This is a genomic window from Corynebacterium sp. Marseille-P8863, assembly GCF_946902955.1.
GTDB lineage: Bacteria > Actinomycetota > Actinomycetes > Mycobacteriales > Mycobacteriaceae > Corynebacterium > Corynebacterium gottingense.
The window spans coordinates 260,682-276,472 of record NZ_CAMPQC010000001.1 but is presented as its reverse complement, the minus strand read 5'-3'; the positions used below and the strand labels follow the sequence as shown (position 1 = coordinate 276,472).

General features: G+C 67.6%; 18 protein-coding genes. 3 read left to right on the top strand and 15 right to left on the bottom strand.

Annotated elements, in window-relative coordinates; genetic code table 11:
• Positions 1–10: 10 nt before the first annotated feature.
• Genes OVO38_RS01380 through guaB form a run of 3 tightly spaced genes read right to left on the bottom strand, consistent with a single transcriptional unit; the run spans position 11 to position 4,034 of the window.
• Positions 11–1,303, bottom strand: coding sequence for a PAS domain-containing protein (locus tag OVO38_RS01380; protein ID WP_267207565.1), 1,293 nt, complete (start codon positions 1,301–1,303; stop codon positions 11–13).
• A 41-nt stretch (positions 1,304–1,344) separates the two neighbouring features.
• A complete protein-coding gene (locus OVO38_RS01375) occupies positions 1,345–2,490 on the bottom strand; it encodes a GuaB3 family IMP dehydrogenase-related protein (RefSeq protein ID WP_095277787.1) in 1,146 nt (381 codons plus the stop codon).
• Between the two features lie 20 nt (positions 2,491–2,510).
• Positions 2,511–4,034, bottom strand: coding sequence for an IMP dehydrogenase (gene guaB, locus OVO38_RS01370; RefSeq protein WP_267207564.1), 1,524 nt, complete (start codon positions 4,032–4,034; stop codon positions 2,511–2,513).
• A gap of 124 nt (positions 4,035–4,158) precedes the next feature.
• Here guaB and OVO38_RS01365 point away from each other — a divergent pair, with 124 nt between their 5' ends.
• Complete coding sequence (locus OVO38_RS01365) at positions 4,159–4,530, top strand: DUF5319 domain-containing protein (RefSeq protein ID WP_267207563.1); 372 nt, start codon at positions 4,159–4,161, stop codon at positions 4,528–4,530.
• Positions 4,531–4,548: 18 nt separating this feature from the next.
• Here the strand turns inward: OVO38_RS01365 and OVO38_RS01360 are convergent, their stop codons facing one another.
• On the bottom strand, positions 4,549–5,544 hold the full coding sequence (locus OVO38_RS01360; protein WP_267207562.1) for a hypothetical protein: 996 nt from the start codon (positions 5,542–5,544) through the stop codon (positions 4,549–4,551).
• Complete coding sequence (locus tag OVO38_RS01355; protein WP_239214937.1) at positions 5,528–6,115, bottom strand: sigma-70 family RNA polymerase sigma factor; 588 nt, start codon at positions 6,113–6,115, stop codon at positions 5,528–5,530. The genes OVO38_RS01360 and OVO38_RS01355 overlap by 17 nt, the downstream gene beginning before the upstream one ends.
• 386 nt (positions 6,116–6,501) lie before the next feature.
• Between OVO38_RS01355 and OVO38_RS01350 the strand changes: the two genes are divergently transcribed.
• The gene (locus OVO38_RS01350) at positions 6,502–6,819 is read left to right on the top strand and encodes a WhiB family transcriptional regulator (RefSeq protein ID WP_095546773.1); all 318 of its coding nucleotides are present in this window, start codon (positions 6,502–6,504) and stop codon (positions 6,817–6,819) included.
• 76 nt (positions 6,820–6,895) lie between these two features.
• On the opposite strand, the gene groL is transcribed toward OVO38_RS01350, so the two are convergent.
• The 10 genes from groL to OVO38_RS01300 form a co-directional block, all read right to left on the bottom strand.
• Entirely contained in the window at positions 6,896–8,521 is a 1,626-nt protein-coding gene (groL, locus tag OVO38_RS01345; protein ID WP_267207561.1) for a chaperonin GroEL, read from the bottom strand.
• A 21-nt stretch (positions 8,522–8,542) separates the two neighbouring features.
• Positions 8,543–8,842, bottom strand: coding sequence for a co-chaperone GroES (gene groES, locus OVO38_RS01340; protein ID WP_038588532.1), 300 nt, complete (start codon positions 8,840–8,842; stop codon positions 8,543–8,545).
• Positions 8,843–9,010: 168 nt separating this feature from the next.
• Positions 9,011–9,505, bottom strand: coding sequence for a hypothetical protein (locus tag OVO38_RS01335; protein ID WP_233125644.1), 495 nt, complete (start codon positions 9,503–9,505; stop codon positions 9,011–9,013).
• Between the two features lie 126 nt (positions 9,506–9,631).
• The gene (gene tsaD / locus OVO38_RS01330) at positions 9,632–10,684 is read right to left on the bottom strand and encodes a tRNA (adenosine(37)-N6)-threonylcarbamoyltransferase complex transferase subunit TsaD (protein WP_267207560.1); all 1,053 of its coding nucleotides are present in this window, start codon (positions 10,682–10,684) and stop codon (positions 9,632–9,634) included.
• Positions 10,681–11,193: a ribosomal protein S18-alanine N-acetyltransferase gene (rimI, locus tag OVO38_RS01325; protein WP_267207559.1), complete on the bottom strand. Its 513-nt coding sequence runs from the start codon at positions 11,191–11,193 to the stop codon at positions 10,681–10,683. The genes tsaD and rimI overlap by 4 nt, the downstream gene beginning before the upstream one ends.
• A 9-nt stretch (positions 11,194–11,202) precedes the next feature.
• On the bottom strand, positions 11,203–11,919 hold the full coding sequence (gene tsaB / locus OVO38_RS01320; protein ID WP_267207558.1) for a tRNA (adenosine(37)-N6)-threonylcarbamoyltransferase complex dimerization subunit type 1 TsaB: 717 nt from the start codon (positions 11,917–11,919) through the stop codon (positions 11,203–11,205).
• Positions 11,919–12,452 carry a hypothetical protein gene (locus OVO38_RS01315; RefSeq protein ID WP_095546778.1) on the bottom strand — a complete coding sequence of 178 codons (534 nt, stop codon included), beginning with the start codon at positions 12,450–12,452 and terminating at the stop codon, positions 11,919–11,921. Before OVO38_RS01315 ends, tsaB begins: the two co-directional genes overlap by 1 nt.
• A 10-nt stretch (positions 12,453–12,462) precedes the next feature.
• Positions 12,463–12,972, bottom strand: coding sequence for a tRNA (adenosine(37)-N6)-threonylcarbamoyltransferase complex ATPase subunit type 1 TsaE (gene tsaE, locus OVO38_RS01310; protein WP_267207557.1), 510 nt, complete (start codon positions 12,970–12,972; stop codon positions 12,463–12,465).
• 20 nt (positions 12,973–12,992) lie between these two features.
• Entirely contained in the window at positions 12,993–14,129 is a 1,137-nt protein-coding gene (gene alr, locus OVO38_RS01305; RefSeq protein ID WP_267207556.1) for an alanine racemase, read from the bottom strand.
• 30 nt (positions 14,130–14,159) lie between these two features.
• Positions 14,160–14,819, bottom strand: a complete 660-nt coding sequence (locus OVO38_RS01300; RefSeq protein ID WP_095277813.1) for a hypothetical protein — start codon at positions 14,817–14,819, stop codon at positions 14,160–14,162.
• 105 nt (positions 14,820–14,924) lie between these two features.
• Between OVO38_RS01300 and OVO38_RS01295 the strand changes: the two genes are divergently transcribed.
• Positions 14,925–15,779 (top strand): dienelactone hydrolase family protein, encoded by an 855-nt coding sequence (locus tag OVO38_RS01295; RefSeq protein ID WP_095537263.1) that lies wholly within the window; start codon positions 14,925–14,927, stop codon positions 15,777–15,779.
• The last annotated feature ends 12 nt before the right edge of the window (positions 15,780–15,791 follow it).

Genomic DNA, 15,791 nt, shown 5'->3' with positions numbered 1-15,791 from the left:
GTGCGCACGTCTAGTAGACGGCCCGGCGAAGGCGCTCAAGCGCGTCGTGCACCCCGTCGACCGAGGGGTCCTCGCCGAGGTCCTTGGAGGAGAGCTGCAGCTGGGCGATGGAGGCGTCGGCAGCCTGAATGGCCTGCTCCACCTGCGCGACCAGCGGGTCGATGTTCTGGCCCACTGGCTGCTGCGCGGTGGACTGGGACCAGCGGCGGATCATCTCCAGCGGCATCTTGGTCAGCTCGGAGATGGAGTTCACCTTCAGCTCCACGCGGTTGGCCAGCGAGGAGTGCAGGAACACCGCGTTGTCCATGTCGCGGAGGGCGACCTCCATGGCGTCATAGAGCATCTGCATCGACTCAATCCGGTCCTCCTCCGCGGAGAACGTCGCCGTCTGCGCGGCGTGCAGGCGGGCCAGGGCGATCGCAGTGCGGGCCTTCGCCGCGCGGTCCTGGAGTTCCTCGGCGACCTCGGCGAGCGATTGCGCGTTTTCATCAATAATCCCACGCATGGTGGCCCACACCTGCAGCGGTGCGAGCAACAGCGTGCGGGTGGCGCCCTCCGCCACCACGTTTTCCATCTCGTCTTTGACCCGGTTGGTCACGGCGTTTTCCTCCAACAGGGTCTGGCAGGCGCGCGAGAGCTCCTCGGCCGACTGCTTGATGGAGGTCTGGATGCCCATGAAACTCTCCAGCTCCGCGTACAGCGCCGCGGTGGCCTCGTACACCTCACCTTCGCCCTCGGGGAGGACAAAGCCGGCCTCCTCGCGCGCGGTGACCTCGGCGGGCAGGATCTCCGCCATGAACGCGTCGTAGTCCGGGATGAGCTCGCAGATCCGCTCCCACCCGAGCTCGGCCCGCTTCCGTCGTCCGACCCCCTCGGCCTTCGCCTTGTGCTCAACGACGTTCGCCTCCTGGTACACCTTCGCGGCGTCCTGGAAGTAGTGCGTCATCGGCCGGGTGCGCACCGACAGGTAACGGTCCCCCGGCAGCGGGGTGACCGTGGCCAAGACGTCGTACGCCGAACCGCTCTTGGCCAAGTTACGCACGTAGGCGGCGAACGGCTTGCCGGCCTGGATCCAGTCCCACATGGCCTTGAACGCGCCGCCCGGCATCTCGTCCTGGCGGATGAGGTTGTGCGGCTTGCCGATCATCTCTTCCAGCGGGTACTGGGCGTAGTAGATGAACACCTCGTTCACGTCGGTCATGATGCCCTTGGCATCCGTGACCGAGAAGAAGATGTCATCCACCTCGACCAGGTGCTGCGGGCCGTCCGTCACATCCCGGTCCAGAATCACGTCGTAGGCCATAGTGGGTCTCAATCTATCAGGTATTTCTGCGCAATATCCGATTAATTTCGGACGGTCAGATTCACCTTCTGGAACGACTTGGTGTCCGTGTAACCGCACTTCGCCATGATCCTGCGCAGGCCACCCACCAGGTTCATGGTGCCGTACGGGTCGTGCGACGGTCCGTGCAGCACAATCTCCAGCGGCTGGCGCTCCTCGGCAGCAACCACCCGACGCATCTCACCACGCGGGAAGCGCGGGTGCCCCAGCACAGACTCCCAGTACATGCCCTCGCCGGAGGCCTCCGCGGCGCGAGCGAGCGGCTCGCCCACCATGACCGCGTCCGCGCCCAGCGCGAGCGCAACGGCAATCTGGCCAGAGGTGCGCACGTCCGCGTCAGCGAGGACGTGGACGTAGCGGCCACCAGTCTCATCCAGGTAGTCGCGGCGCGCCGCGGCCACGTCGGCGATCGCGGTGGCCAGCGGGACGTCCAGCGCCATGTTCTGGTTCGACTGGCCGGAGCCGACGATCACGCCGGCCGCGCCCGAGCGCATGAGGTGCATCGCGGTGCTGTAATCAAAGACGCCGCCGGCGATCACCGGGACGTCGAGGGAGCCGATGAACTCCTTCAGGTTGAGCGGCTCGCCGCCCTGCTGCACGTGCTCGGCGGAGATGATGGTGCCCTGGATAAACAGGATCTCTGCGCCCGCCTTGATCAGGTGCGGCGCCAGCTCGCGCGCGTTCTGCGGGCTCACGCGCACCGCGACGGTCGCGCCCGAGTCGCGCACGCGCGCCATGTGCTCCGCAAACAGGTCCATGTCCAACTTCGCCTGGTGCAGCTCCTGCAGCACGGCGGTGCCGCGCGACTGGGACTGCAGCATGGTCTCCATCTCGTGCCAGTCGGTGCTCGCCGCGCCGACGACTTTTGCCACGGAGTCCGCGAACGACGCGTGACGGCCCAGCAGGCCCTCCGCGTTGAGGATGCCCAGGCCGCCCTGCTTGCCCATCTCAATGACAAACTCGGGGCTGGCCAGCGCGTCCGTCGGGTGCGAGCACAGTGGCAGGTCGAACGTGTAAGCGTCGATATGCCAGGTGGTGTCGACGTCCTTGGACGAGCGCGTGCGGCGCGCCGGGACCAGGGACAGATCGCGGAGGTCGTAGGCCTTGCGCGCCTCGCGGCCGCTGCCAATTTCCACGTATTCGTGCATGGTGTTGTTACAACTCGATCCTAGTGGCGGTAGTTCGGTGCCTCGACGGTTTGGGTGATGTCGTGCGGGTGGGATTCACGCAGGCCAGCCGTGGTGATCTGGACGAACTGCTTGGTCTGCAGCTCCTCGATCGAGGCGGAGCCGGTGTAGCCCATCGCTGCGCGCAGGCCGCCGACGATCTGGTGGGTGATGGAGTCGAGCTCGCCGCGGAACGGCACGCGCCCCTCGACGCCCTCCGGCACCAGCTTGTCCTCGCTGGTCACATCGGCCTGGAAGTAGCGGTCCTTGGAGAAGGAGCGCTTCTCCCCCGTCAGGCCGCGGCCCTGCATGGCGCCCATGGAGCCCATGCCGCGGTAGCGCTTGTACTGCTTGCCGCCCACCACGACGATCTCGCCCGGGGCCTCGGCGGTACCGGCGAGCATGGAGCCAAGCATGACGGTCGATGCGCCGGCGGCCAGGGCCTTGGCCACATCGCCGGAGAACTGCATGCCGCCGTCTGCAATGATCGGCACGCCCGCCTTGTGCGCCGGCACGGAGGCCTCCATAATCGCGGTGATCTGCGGCGCGCCGACGCCGGCGACAACGCGGGTGGTGCAGATCGAGCCCGGGCCGATGCCCACCTTGATGGCGTCCGCGCCGGCGTCGATCATCGCCTGCGCCGCGGAGCGGGTGGCCAGGTTACCGCCGATGACGTCGAGGCGGTCGCCGAAGTCCTTCTGTACGCGCGCCACCATCTCCAGCACGCGGTTGTTGTGCGCGTGTGCGGAGTCGACCACGAGGGCGTCGACGCCGGCCTCGGCCAGCAGACCGGCGCGGTCGTAGGAGTCCTCACCGGTGCCGATGCCGGCGGCGACGAGCAGGCGGCCGTTCGCGTCCTTGGACGCGTTCGGGTACTGCTCCGTCTTCACAAAGTCCTTCACGGTGATCAGTCCGACCAGCTTGCCGTCCTTGGACACGATCGGCAGCTTCTCCACCTTGTTTGCGGAAAGCAGCTCGAGCGCCTTCTCCTTGGTCACGCCCTCTTCTGCCACGACCAACGGCATCGGCGTCATAATTTCGGCGACCTTGCGCTGGAAGTCGCGCTCGAAGCGCATGTCACGGTTGGTAACGATGCCCACGAGGCGCTCGCCCTCGTCCACGACCGGCAGCCCGGAGATCCGGAACCGGGCGCACAGCGCGTCCACGTCGTTCACGGTCATGTCCGGGCGCGCGGTAACCGGGTTGGTCACCATGCCAGACTCAGAGCGCTTGACCACGTCGACGTTCTCCGCCTGGTCCTGCGCGCTCAAGTTGCGGTGCAGCACGCCAATGCCACCCTGGCGGGCCATGGCGATGGCCATGCGCGACTCGGTGACGGTGTCCATCGCCGCCGACGCAATCGGCATGCCGAGGGTGATGTTGCGGCTGAACTTGGACGTCGTGGACACCTCGGCGGGCACGATGTGGGACTCGGCCGGCAGGAGCAGCACATCGTCGAAAGTCAGGCCCCGCAGCGCCACCTTGTTCGGGTCGTCGCCACCTGTGAGAACTCGTTCATTTGCCATATTGCTGCGTCTCCTCTCCCGCGCGGGTCACACCGTTTACTTTCCGTCATGATATATCGTCAGCGCCGTTTCACGTAAGGCGGGGGAATTGGCACGGGCCCGCAAAGCACATAGGGTTGGTGGTGTGAACTTTGATGACATGATGCCCAAGGACCCGTTCGCGGATGACCCGAACGATCCGGCGTCGTTTATTGAGGATGACGCGCTCCCGGAACCCCTCTCCCCGCAGGAGCGTGCCGACGTGCTGCGCGACCTGCAGTGCGTTCGCGACTGCATCCGCCGCCTGCAGCCCCGCGGCATCCGCGGCATCTACTTCATGTGCGACGACTGCGAGCAATGGCACTACTACGACTGGGCCATCATGGAACACAACATGCTGGCTACCCTGCGCAACCAGCTCCCGCCGGTGCACGAGCCGAGCGCGGAGATTGATTACGACGCCTACGTCACCTGGGACTACGCCATGGGGTTCCTCGACGGCCTGGAGACCCGCTAACTTCGGGCCCGGCGCTTCCTAGTAGTTCTGCGCCTGACCAAGCGCGTCGCTGTGGTCCTCCACCGCCCCGGCACCCTCGCTTTCCCCGGCTGCACCCTGATCCACCTGCGACGGCGCGACCGCCCCGTCCGCAGCGCTTTCCTTGTTCCCGGACTCTGCGCCCTGGCTTGGCGCAGCCGCGCTCGGTTGAGGTAGAGGGTTCGGGCGAACGGCACTGGACTGGCCGGCCTGGCTGGACGGCTGAGCGCTCGGCCGGGCGGCAGCGCTGGACGCCGGCTGCTCCAGGGTCGGCTGCGGGCTGGCTGAGGGCACCACCGTTTCCGTCACGGTCTGCGGCTCCGGAGCGGAAGCCGGCGGCTCAGCAGGCGGCGGGGTGACCGTCACCGTGGAGACCTTGGTACGCATCGTGGTGATCGGGGCCCGGCCCTCTTCGCCGTCCCGGCCCTGATTTGCCCGCGGCTCCATGGATGCAAGCAGCGCCCTGGCCTGCTCGAACAGCGCGGAAGCCGCGTCCTTGTCGCCGGAGTCGTTGGCCGCCTCGAGCTCGTCGAGCGTGGCGGCCAGCTCGACGGCCGCGGTGCGGTCACCAAAGACTGCGGTCGCCGGGCCCCAGAGGGGCGAACCAGGGGTTGCGTTGTAGAGCGCCGCCCCGCTGCCGGTGACAACGGCGGTCGCCGCGGCAGCGCCGACCAGGCCGGAGACCCACGGGCTCACACCACGGCGCGACCGGCGCGGCTTCCGGGACGCGCTGCGGAACGGGATGACGGAACCTGCTGTACCGGTCTCGTCGGGGGCGTCGGAGGCGTCGGGGTTGTCGGAGGGGGTCGACGTGGCGTCGATAAGCAGCGGCTCGGACGCGGGACGATCCACCTCGCCCTTCAAGTCCAGGAAGAGTGCTGCGAGCTCATCCTCGCCGCCGGAGGGGTCCTCGCCGGCGGCGATCGCATCAAGCCAAGCGTCTACGTCGGCTACCGCGGCGAACTCCTCGGTGGCCTCATCATCGCGCCGAGTCATTGTGCAACTCCCCTTCCTCCAGTTTTTTACGCAGCGTCGCCAGCGCACGGTACTGGGCAACTCGCACCGCACCCGCGGTCGAGCCCACAGCCTGCGCCGTCTCTTCTGCGGAAAGACCAACGAACACCCTCAGAATGACGATGTCGCGCGCCTTGTCATTGAGTACATCGAGCAACGCGCGCGCTCTGTTACTCCCGTCCCCCACCAGTGCAAACTCCTCCGGAGTCAGGCCGTGAAACTCCGCATCCGGCACCTCTTCGGTGGGGGTGAGCTTGTCGCGCGAGAGCGCGCGGTGCGCGTCAGCGACCTTGTTAAACGCGATGCCGTACACGAACGCCATGAACGGCTTGCCCTGGTCCACGTAGCGGTGAATCGAGGTGGCCACCGCGAGGCAGATCTCCTGCGCGACATCCTCCGCCGTGGGCATGCGGTGCCCGCCAATGCGTGCGCGGGTGTAGCGCAGCACCATCGGGTGCACGATGGCCAGCACCCGCTGCAGTGCCCGCTTGTCCCCGTCGACGGCGAGAGGGACGAGCCGCTGCAGCTCGTCCTCATCGTGGGGAGTCGTCATCTCGCTCCTTGCTCGCTCGCCGGCTTAAGGTCCACCGTTTTAAGTAACCGTAGGAAGTGTAATAGGTCGCAGACCATAATGTTGCACCGCGGTCCAGTAGGCACACACGCCCACAGAGCGCTTATCGACGCCACCTCCCCGACATTTTCCGCACCTCTTCCAAGGTTCCCTTAAAGTTCACCAGCGCTTTACCTTTATCATCGACCCTGCTCACAGTGCATTTTTTCGGCGTTGCTTGCGCGAATACAGCTGTGGGACACCCATGGGAAACCTATCGTTTACCAAGGCGGTGGACACTTCGAAATCGGTGACGCCCCGCGCGGCCCGCCGGCACAACTTCACACGCTTTCTCTTCAGCACATTCTCTACAAGGAGCCTCTACGATAATGTCCCTGCCGCATCAGCTTCCCGGACCGAACGCAGACTTCTGGGATTGGCAGCTCCACAGCGCATGCCGTGGCGAAGCTTCCGAGGTGTTTTACCACCCGGATGGAGAGCGCGGACGCGCCCGCGCACAGCGCGAGAACCGCGCGAAGGCGATCTGCTACACCTGCCCCGTCCTCGAGCAGTGCCGCGAGCACGCGCTCCGCGTCGCTGAGCCGTACGGCATCTGGGGCGGCATGAGCGAGTCCGAGCGCCAGGTGATCCTGCGCGGCGGGCACGGCAGCAGCGTGAAGGTGCCTGCTGCGGCCTCCGCAAAGTAGCGCCCACGCAAAATGCCCCGGGACTTTAAGTCCCGGGGCATTTTGCCGGTCCAACCGGCGCGCGGTGCATCTACCGCTAGTGCGCGTGGCCTGCGTGGCCAGCGGCACCTGCGGCTTCGTCCTCCTCGGCAGGCTTGGTCACCACGGATGCCTCCGTGGTGAGCACCATACGGGCGATGGAGGTGGCGTTGACCACTGCGGAGTGGGTCACCTTCACCGGGTCGATGATGCCCTGCTCGACGAGGTTGCCGTACTCGAGCGTGGCGGCGTTGAAGCCCTCGTCGTTGTTCATCTCGGCGATCTTGGAGACGACCACGGAACCGTCCAGGCCCGCGTTGTCAGCGATCCAGTACGCCGGCTTGCGCAGCGCGCGGGCGACGGCCAGCACGCCGACCTTCTGCTCGCCCGCGAACTGCTCGGCGTAGGACTCGAGCTCCTTCGCAATCTGCACGAGCGCGGAACCGCCGCCGGCGATCACGCCCTCCTGCACCGCGGCGCGCGCGGCGTTGATGGCGTCCTCGACGCGCAGCTTGCGCTCGTTGACCTCGGTCTCGGTGGCGGCGCCGACGCGGATGACAGCGACGCCGCCGGACAGCTTGGCCAGGCGCTCCTCCGCCTTCTCACGATCCCAGGTGGAATCGGTGGACTCGATCTCGCGACGGATCTGGTTGCGGCGCTCCTCGATGGCCTCGGCCGTCCCCGCGCCGTCGACAAGCACGGTATCGTCCTTGGTCACGGTGACGCGGCGTGCGCGGCCGAGCTGGTCGAGGGTGGCGTCCTTGAGGTTGACGCCGACCTCCGGGTCAATGACGGTGGCCTGGGTGACCACGGCCAGGTCGTCCATGAACGCCTTGCGGCGCTCGCCGAAGTACGGCGCCTTGACGGCGGCGACCTTCAGGGTCTTGCGCATCGTGTTGACCACGAGGGCCTGCAGCGGCTCGCCCTCGACGTCCTCCGCGATGATCAGCAGCGGCACGGACGCCTCCGCGATCTGCTCCAGCAGCGGCAGGAAGTCCGGCAGCGACGAGATCTTGTTGCGGACCAGCAGGACGCGCGCGTCTTCGAGCACGGCCTGGCCGGCGTCCGGATCCGTCATGAAGTACGGCGACAGGAAGCCCTTGTCAAAGGAGATGCCCTCCGTAAGGTCCACGTAGGAGTCGATGGACTGGGACTCCTCGACGGTGAGCACACCGTCCTTGCCCACCTTGTCCATCGCGCCGGCGACCATCTCGCCGACCTCCGGGTCGCGGGAGGAGACCGTGGCCACGTTCGCGATTTCCGACGATGCCGAGACCGGCGTCGCACGCTCGCGCAGCTCCTCCACGATCTTCTCCGCAGCGGCGGCGATGCCCTTGTTCAGCTCGATCGGGTTCGCGCCGGCGGCAACATTGCGCAGCCCCTCGGACACGAGCGCCTGCGCGAGCAGGGTCGCGGTGGTGGTGCCGTCACCAGCGATGTCGTTGGTCTTGACGGCGACGGACTTGACCAGCTGCGCGCCGAGGTTCTCAAACGGATCCTCAAGGTCGATGTCGCGCGCGATGGTCACGCCGTCATTGGTCACGGTCGGGCCGCCCCAGGACTTGGAGAGGACCACGTTGCGGCCGCGCGGGCCGAGGGTGACCTTGACTGCGTCGGCGAGGATGTCCACGCCGCGCTGGATGCCCTCGCGGGCCTCCTGTTCAAAAGCGATAAGTTTTGCCATTGGTGGCTAAGCCCCCTTCGCTTACTTTTCGACGACAGCGAGCAGGTCGCGAGCAGACAGCAGCAGGTACTCCTCGCCGTTGTACTTCAGCTCGGTGCCGCCGTACTTGGAGAACACGACGGTGTCGCCCTCCTTGACATCCGGGGCGACGCGGTTGCCGTTGTCGTCCAGACGACCCGGGCCAACAGCGATGACGACGGCTTCCTGCGGCTTCTCAGCGGCAGAGTCCGGGATAACCAGGCCGGAGGCGGTGGTGGTTTCAGCCTCTGCGATCTGGACGAGAACCTTGTCTTCCAGCGGCTTGATATTGACGTTTGCCATAATCGGTACCTTGGTGACCTTTCGTGATGTTGCGTTGCAATCTTGCAGGTTTTGCAGTTGTCTCGATGCGCAGCCGTCGTCGCGGGTAAACAACTGTGCTCTACACAACCTGGTTAGCACTCTACCCACACGAGTGCTAAGTCACAACAACACGGCCCCCCGAAATCGCTACTGCGCGTGATCCGCGTTCAGTACCGCGTTGCGCCAGAGCTCGTATTCCTCCGGATTGTCCTCGCGGTAGTTCTGCACCGCGCGGATCGCCTGATCCACAGACTCGATGGTGCGCTCCTCCACGCTCTTGCCCTCGCGGTTGGTAAAGATGACCGGTCCGCAGATCGCGCGGGTCGGGTCCGTGAGAAACGCCGGGTTGTTCGTCGCCGCGGTGTTGCGCGCCAAAGAGGCCACCGGGTTCGGCTCCGCGCCTTGAGCGCGAGCCTCCGGGTTGAACAGCGCGTGGAAGCGGTTGCCTTCCTGCTCAAATGCGACGTCAACAAAGTCGTCGTGCATCCCGCCAAGGAAGTCACGCGCCGTGTCCTCATCAAACACGATGCGGCGGTAGCTCAGGTCCGGCGACACCAGGAAGCCGAACCGCTCCCGGTCCGCCTGCTCCGGATTCGTCGTGGTCTCCGGCGTGTGGCCCGTGGCGTGTGATGCATCAGTCATGGTCAGCAATCCTCCCTGGCGCAGTGCTGCTCTGGTGCAGTGATCTACTCTTGGCTCTACTCTCGCCCACCAACATAGTCACTCCCCAGCGTTTGTGCAGGAGCGAAAGCTCCTCCGGGCCAGGGGTCACGCGCCGACGAGCGGCGTTTCCACCTCGAGCGACGTGTCGGTGGCAGTGGACAGCGGGGACGGCCGCGCGCCCTCGTGGATGAGCTGGCCGGCCAGCGCAGCGATCATCACGCCGTTGTCCGTGCACAGCTTGAAGCGCGGAACCCGTAGCTCGATGCCGTGGGCCTCGCAGCGCTCGCGCGCGAGCCCGCGCAGCCGCGAATTGGCCGCCACGCCGCCGCCGAGCAGCAGCGTCCGCGCACCGGTGTCCTCGCAGGCCATGACAGCCTTGGCGGTGAGCACGTCACACACCGCCTCCTGGAAGGAGGCACACACGTCTTCCATGCTGATGACGCGCCCCTCTCGCTCAGCGGCCTCCACGTAGCGGGCGACCGCGGTCTTCAGCCCGGAGAAGGAAAAGTCGAAGCGGTGCTCCCCACGCAGGTCCTGCGCTTTGAACAGGCCGCGCGGGAACGCGATGGCGTTCGGGTCACCCTGCGCCGCCAGCTTGTCCACCACGGGTCCGCCCGGGTACCCGAGGCCGAGGAGGCGGGCGACTTTGTCGTAGGCCTCGCCGGCGGCGTCGTCAAGCGTCGAGCCCATCTCCCGCATCGGGCGGCCCACGGCCTGGACCTCGAGCAGCTGGGTGTGGCCGCCGGAAACCAGCAGGGCGATGGAGTGCGGCAGCTCGGACTCGCTCTCCAGATTGGCCACCGCGACGTGGCCGCCGAGGTGGTTCACGCCGTAAAAGGGCACGCCCCAGGCGGCGGCGTACGCCTTCGCCGCGGACGCGCCGACCAGCAGCGCGCCGGCGAGGCCCGGGCCGACGGTCGCGGCGACGGCATCGGGTTTGGCAATGCCGGCCTCGCGCAGCGCGGCCTCCATGACCTGCGGCATGGCCTCGAGGTGGGCGCGCGAGGCGATCTCCGGCACCACGCCGCCGAAGCGCGAGTGTTGCTCCATCGAGGACGCGACGGCGTCCGCGAGGACCTCCATCGTCCCGTCCGGGTGCAGGTCCACGATGCCCACGCCGGTCTCATCGCACGACGATTCAATCCCCAGCACGATCATGCTTCCTGCTCCCCTTCTGGTGATGTATGACTTCCCCGCGCGGTCCTGCGGGGGCGCATCATAGCGTACGCGTCCGCGCCCGACGCCTGGTAATAGTTCTTGCGCACGCCGGTGGTGGCAAAGCCGTAGCGCTCGTACATGGCAATCGCGGGGGCGTTGTCTGTGCGCACCTCGAGGAACACGGGCCCGTCGAGCAGGTCGGCGGTGTGCAGGAGCTGGTCCATCAGTGCTCGGCCGACGCCGCGGCGCTGGTGCGCCGGGTCGACGCCGATGGTGTGGATCTCAAACTCGGGGTCCTCGCGCGGGCCCAGCATGGCCAGGCCGGCGTAGCCGATGAGCACGCCACCGTCAGTGTCGCCGCCATCGAAGGCGCCGACGTAGAAGGTGTGGCGCTGGGCAAACTCCGCCAGCAGCATCTTCTCGGTCCACGGCTGGTCGCCCGCAAACAGGGCTTGCTCCAGCTCGGCGACGCGGGCGGCGTCCGCCGGGACCAGTTCCCGAAACTGCACGTGCTCCCCTTACTTCCCCGACGCGCGGAACTGGGAGAGGTCCACCTCCGGCAGGGCGGGCGACCTCGGGGTCGCCTTCGGCGGGACGGCGTCCGGGCGGCGCAGGTAGTGCGGCACCAGCGGGCCGGGTGTCGCGGTGAGGTCGGCCGCGGCGAGAAGACCGGCGGTGGTTGGCGCCTGGTAGGTCACCCGCTCCGCCTGCGCCGTGAGTTGTTCGGGGAGCTGCTCGGCGAGCTGCTCGGGGACCGAGCAGACCGCCACCGGCGGGCACTCCAACGCCGCCGGGGCCACCACGTCGGGGCCGTCTACGCGCGCGCCGGCGTCGTAACGCGCCCAGTACACCTCGCGCCTGCGGGCGTCGGTGACCACGAGGGCCGAGGGGGCGTCCAGCAAAGCGGCGACCGCGTCGTGCGTGACCACGCCGTGGACGGGGACGCCCAGAGCCTGGCCGAACGCGGACGCCGTTGCCATCCCCACGCGCAGACCGGTGAACGGGCCAGGGCCGCAGCCCACCACGATGGCGTCGATGTCCGCAAACGCGCGACCCGCGCCCTGAAGAAGCTGCGTCACCGTGGGGACGAGCAACTCGTTGTGGGCGCGGGTGGCGGTCACGGACTCCGCGATTACCTCGCAGGAATTAGGGCTGGCGGGGTCAGCGGGGTCGGAGACCTCCGCCAGGCCCGCGACCAGGTCTGTCGTTGCCGTGTCGAGTGCGAGTACAAGCATTACTGCGCCGGCATCATGAACCACTTGCCGCCCTGCTTGCCCACGATGATCGGGGTCTGCAGCGGGTACGCAGTGGTGGCCGGGGCCTGGCAGATGTCCACGTAGCGCAGATCCACCTTGTCCAGACCCGGCTCGGCGTTTTCATCCTGCTTCAGCAGCGCGACGTACGCGGTGTTCTTCTCGTCATCGCTGGCGTTCTCGTCGGCGCTCATCTCCAGGTCATCCTGGGAGAGGTGCAGTGCCTCCAGCTTGCTGTTCAGCAGCTCCGGCGGCTCGGTCGGGCACAGGGTGGTAAAGCCCATGTACTGCTCTGCGTCGTAAATCTGGCTCGGGTCCAGCATCTGCCCCATGAGCGCGTCGCCGCTCGGGTTGAGCTCCTCGATGGAGTCCTGCAGCGAGTTCGTCGGCGTTGCGGAGGCTGCCTGCGCATTCGGGCGGGACATGGGGATGAAAATCATCGCGACGAGCAGCACGACCCACAAAGCGCAGGCCAGCGCAACCCATCCGCGGTTGGTGTTGGAGAGCTTCAGCATGGGCTAAAGCCTACATTGACTGACCAAGATCGCCAGTTTGCCCCTCACCCGGCTCGCCGCCGCGCCACTCCCAGCCAATAATGCGCCCCTCCGAGTCGGGGTCCTCGCGCACCATCGTCTCGCGGTCCAGCGTGACCAGCAGGTAGCGCGACCCGAGCTGCTCGATCAGTCCGCCGCCCCACTCCGCGACCACCACGGCCCGGTCCAGCTCCGTATCCAGGTCCAGCGCGTCGAGCTCGCCGAGCGGGTCGCCGCTCGAGCCCTCACCGAGCAGCCGGTACGCGTCGACGTGAATCAGCGAGGGGCCGCCGGACAGCGACCGATGCTCCCGCACAATCACAAACGTCGGGCTGGTCACCCGCCCCTTCACGCCGAGCCCGTCCGCAATGCCCTGCGTCAGCGTGGTCTTCCCGGCGCCGAGCGGCCCGTCCAGAATCACCACATCGCCCGCGCGCAGGGTCGCGCCGAGCTCGCGGCCGAGCGCCTTCGTCTCAGCCGCAGTTTCGCACACTCGTTGCACGTGTCTCCCTCGCCTTTCGCTTATCGACGCCCCTCTCTTCCCTCCCCAACATACTCCCGCACCGTCCTGCCCTTGGGCGCGCACAGCACCTCGTAATTGATCGTGCCCACCGCGCCCGCCAGCTCGTCCGCGCTCACGCCGCCGTCGCCGAAGAGCACCGCCTCGTCCCCCGGGCGCACGGGGCTAGCGCCGGTGGCACCATCCGCGCCAAGCCACAGCACAATCTGGTCCATGCACACCCTGCCCACCTGCGGGTACCACTGCCCGCCGATGGTGGCGCCGAAGTGGTCCTGCCACGAACGCCCCACCCCGTCGGCGTAGCCCACCGGAACAAGCGCCGTGTACCCGTCCTCCGGCGCCTGCCAGGTCAGGCCGTAGCTCACGGACTCGCCGCGCGCGATCGGCTTGACCGCCACCACGCGGGCCGCCCACGTCATCGCGGGCCGCAGCCCGTGGGTCTGGCCCGGCACCGGTTCATCGCCGTACAAGCTCAGCCCCGGTCGTACTTGCTCGCAGTGCGCCTCCGGGCAGGTCCACAGGGCCGGCGAGTTTGCGATGTGGTTGACCCGCGGGTCGAGCCCCGCCGCCCGCGCCTGCGCCTGGGCGCGGGCGAACGCGGCGAGCTGCTCCGCGGTAAACGGGTTGCCCGGGTCGTCCGCGCAGGCCAGGTGGCTCATCAGGCCGACGACGCGGATCGCTCCTTCCGTCTCGGCGCGCGCCGCCCGCGCGAAGGCCTCGGGCCACGCGTCCTCGTCCAGCCCGGAACGGTTCATGCCCGTGTCCACGATGAGGTGAACGCGGGTGGGGGTGGGGGTCGCGGTGGCGTCGAGAAGCATGCCCAGGTGCGCAAGCGAGGGGACGCCGACCTCGATGCCGGCGGGGATCTCCTCGCCCGGGGTCCACAGCCAGGCCAGGACCGGCTTGTCGGTGAGCTGGGCGACCTGGCGGGCCTCCGCGAAGGTGGCGACACCGAACGCCTCCGCGCCGTTGCGGTCCATCACCGGCACGCAGCGCTGCACGCCGTGGTTGTAGGCGTCCGCCTTCACCACGCACATCAGGCGCGCGGGACCCGCCTGTGCTGCGAGGACGCGAGTGTTGTGCGCGATGGCATCAAGGTCGATGCGGGTGACCAGGGGTTGCCGACGTGTTGGGCTCATGCACGCTATTGTGCACCACTCGCGACCGGTTTAAAGCAAGTGCAGGACGCCGAGCAGGATGAGCAAGGCGGACACCGCCCACGTCGCGGCCAGGGTCACCGTGTGGGGGTTCGAGCGCGCCCACGCAAACCCGCGGCCCGCCAGACTCTCCGGGCGCGCGCGGACCCAGCCGACCAGCAGCGCGGACAGGGTTGGCAGCGACAGGGCCACGGTGGCGTAGAGGACCAGCGACGTGTAGCGGATCTCCGGCGGAATGCCCGCCGTGGAGAGCAGGGCCAGCCCGCCATAAAATGGCATCGAGGTGGCTGATTGCACCACACCGAGGATGAAGCCGGTGACCACCGTCAGGGCGTTTGGTTTGCGGAGCGTTTTCAAGATGGCGTCGATAAGCTTGCTGTTGTCTCCGCCCTTCAGCGCGAGCACCGCGGTGGCCAAGCCTGTGACCAGGAGGAGCACGCCGAAGATGGGGCCGTCGACGAAGTCGTGAACGAGGGGCCCGAGGCCGTCGAAAATAGCGAGCATGAGCAGGGCGAGGCTGGCCACGCCCAGCCAATCGCCCGCGATGAGCAGCGCCGTGATGGCTGCGTAGGTGCGGCTGTGGCGGGGCACCATGATGCCTACCGCCACGATGACGCCGATAAGCAGTAGGTTCACCGAATCGACGAATGCGAGCGAGAGTGCGCCGAGCATCCTGCCACCTCCTATCGTTCCCGGCTCACCCTAGCGGAAACGACGCGCGGGGCCGAAGCCGTGGACTGCGCACGTACGACGCACTGCTCGAGTACCATTGTCGGCGTGTCTGCGAAGTTGAAGAATCTTTCCGAACTGTCCAAGCGCGGCCCGCACCGCGTCCTCGAGGGCGACCTGGGCTACACCGGCCTGCCCGGCAAGGTGTACGCGCCGGTGGAAGGCAAGGACCTGCCCGCCGTCGCCTTCGGGCACGACTGGACCAAGAAGGTCGGCGACTACCACCGCTTCCTGCGCCACCTGGCCAGCTGGGGCATCGTCGTCGCCGCGCCGAACACGGAAACGGGGCTGGCGCCCGACCACCGCGGCTTCGCCGCCGACCTCGAAACGGCGCTGCAGATCTGCGCGGGCGTGCGCCTGGGCAACGGCAACATTACGGTCTCCTCCGGCAAGCTCGGCATGGTCGGCCACGGCATGGGCGGCGGCGCCGCGGTGCTCGCCTCCGTGGACAACCCGCAGGTCCGCGCCGTTGCGTCGATCTACCCCGCAAACGTGGCTCCCTCCTCCACGGAGGCGGCGCGCTCCACGTTCGTGCCCGCGATGATCATCGGCCCAGGCCCCGAGGGCGACGCACTGTTTGATCCGGGCAACCCCGCGAAGCTGGCCTACAACTGGGCCGGTGACGCGTGCTACCGCACCATCAAGAAGGGCGACCAGCAGGAGTTTTCCGAGGACGGCCTGCTCAAGCGCGTCCTCGGGCTGGGCAAGTCCAACCGCAGCATCCAAGAGACCGCGCGCGGTCTGGTCACCGGATTCCTCTTGCACCAGCTCGGCGGGGAGAACAAGTACTCCGCCTACTCCGACCCGGAGGCCGCGGGCGGCAGCGTGAAGTCGCTGGTGGGCGACGACCTGGCAGAGGCCGCCGGGCTGAGCCGCGACGACAGCGGGTTCTCGCTGTTCTAGGCGCGTTTGAGG

Coding starts and splice junctions, on each gene's coding strand:
- OVO38_RS01380 (WP_267207565.1), bottom strand. CDS start 1,303: ATGGCCTACGACGTGATTCTGGACCGGGATGTGACGGACGGCCCGCAG.
- OVO38_RS01375 (WP_095277787.1), bottom strand. CDS start 2,490: ATGCACGAATACGTGGAAATTGGCAGCGGCCGCGAGGCGCGCAAGGCC.
- guaB (WP_267207564.1), bottom strand. CDS start 4,034: ATGGCAAATGAACGAGTTCTCACAGGTGGCGACGACCCGAACAAGGTG.
- OVO38_RS01360 (WP_267207562.1), bottom strand. CDS start 5,544: ATGACTCGGCGCGATGATGAGGCCACCGAGGAGTTCGCCGCGGTAGCC.
- OVO38_RS01355 (WP_239214937.1), bottom strand. CDS start 6,115: ATGACGACTCCCCACGATGAGGACGAGCTGCAGCGGCTCGTCCCTCTC.
- OVO38_RS01350 (WP_095546773.1), top strand. CDS start 6,502: ATGTCCCTGCCGCATCAGCTTCCCGGACCGAACGCAGACTTCTGGGAT.
- groL (WP_267207561.1), bottom strand. CDS start 8,521: ATGGCAAAACTTATCGCTTTTGAACAGGAGGCCCGCGAGGGCATCCAG.
- groES (WP_038588532.1), bottom strand. CDS start 8,842: ATGGCAAACGTCAATATCAAGCCGCTGGAAGACAAGGTTCTCGTCCAG.
- OVO38_RS01335 (WP_233125644.1), bottom strand. CDS start 9,505: ATGACTGATGCATCACACGCCACGGGCCACACGCCGGAGACCACGACG.
- tsaD (WP_267207560.1), bottom strand. CDS start 10,684: ATGATCGTGCTGGGGATTGAATCGTCGTGCGATGAGACCGGCGTGGGC.
- tsaB (WP_267207558.1), bottom strand. CDS start 11,919: ATGCTTGTACTCGCACTCGACACGGCAACGACAGACCTGGTCGCGGGC.
- OVO38_RS01315 (WP_095546778.1), bottom strand. CDS start 12,452: ATGCTGAAGCTCTCCAACACCAACCGCGGATGGGTTGCGCTGGCCTGC.
- alr (WP_267207556.1), bottom strand. CDS start 14,129: ATGAGCCCAACACGTCGGCAACCCCTGGTCACCCGCATCGACCTTGAT.
- OVO38_RS01300 (WP_095277813.1), bottom strand. CDS start 14,819: ATGCTCGGCGCACTCTCGCTCGCATTCGTCGATTCGGTGAACCTACTG.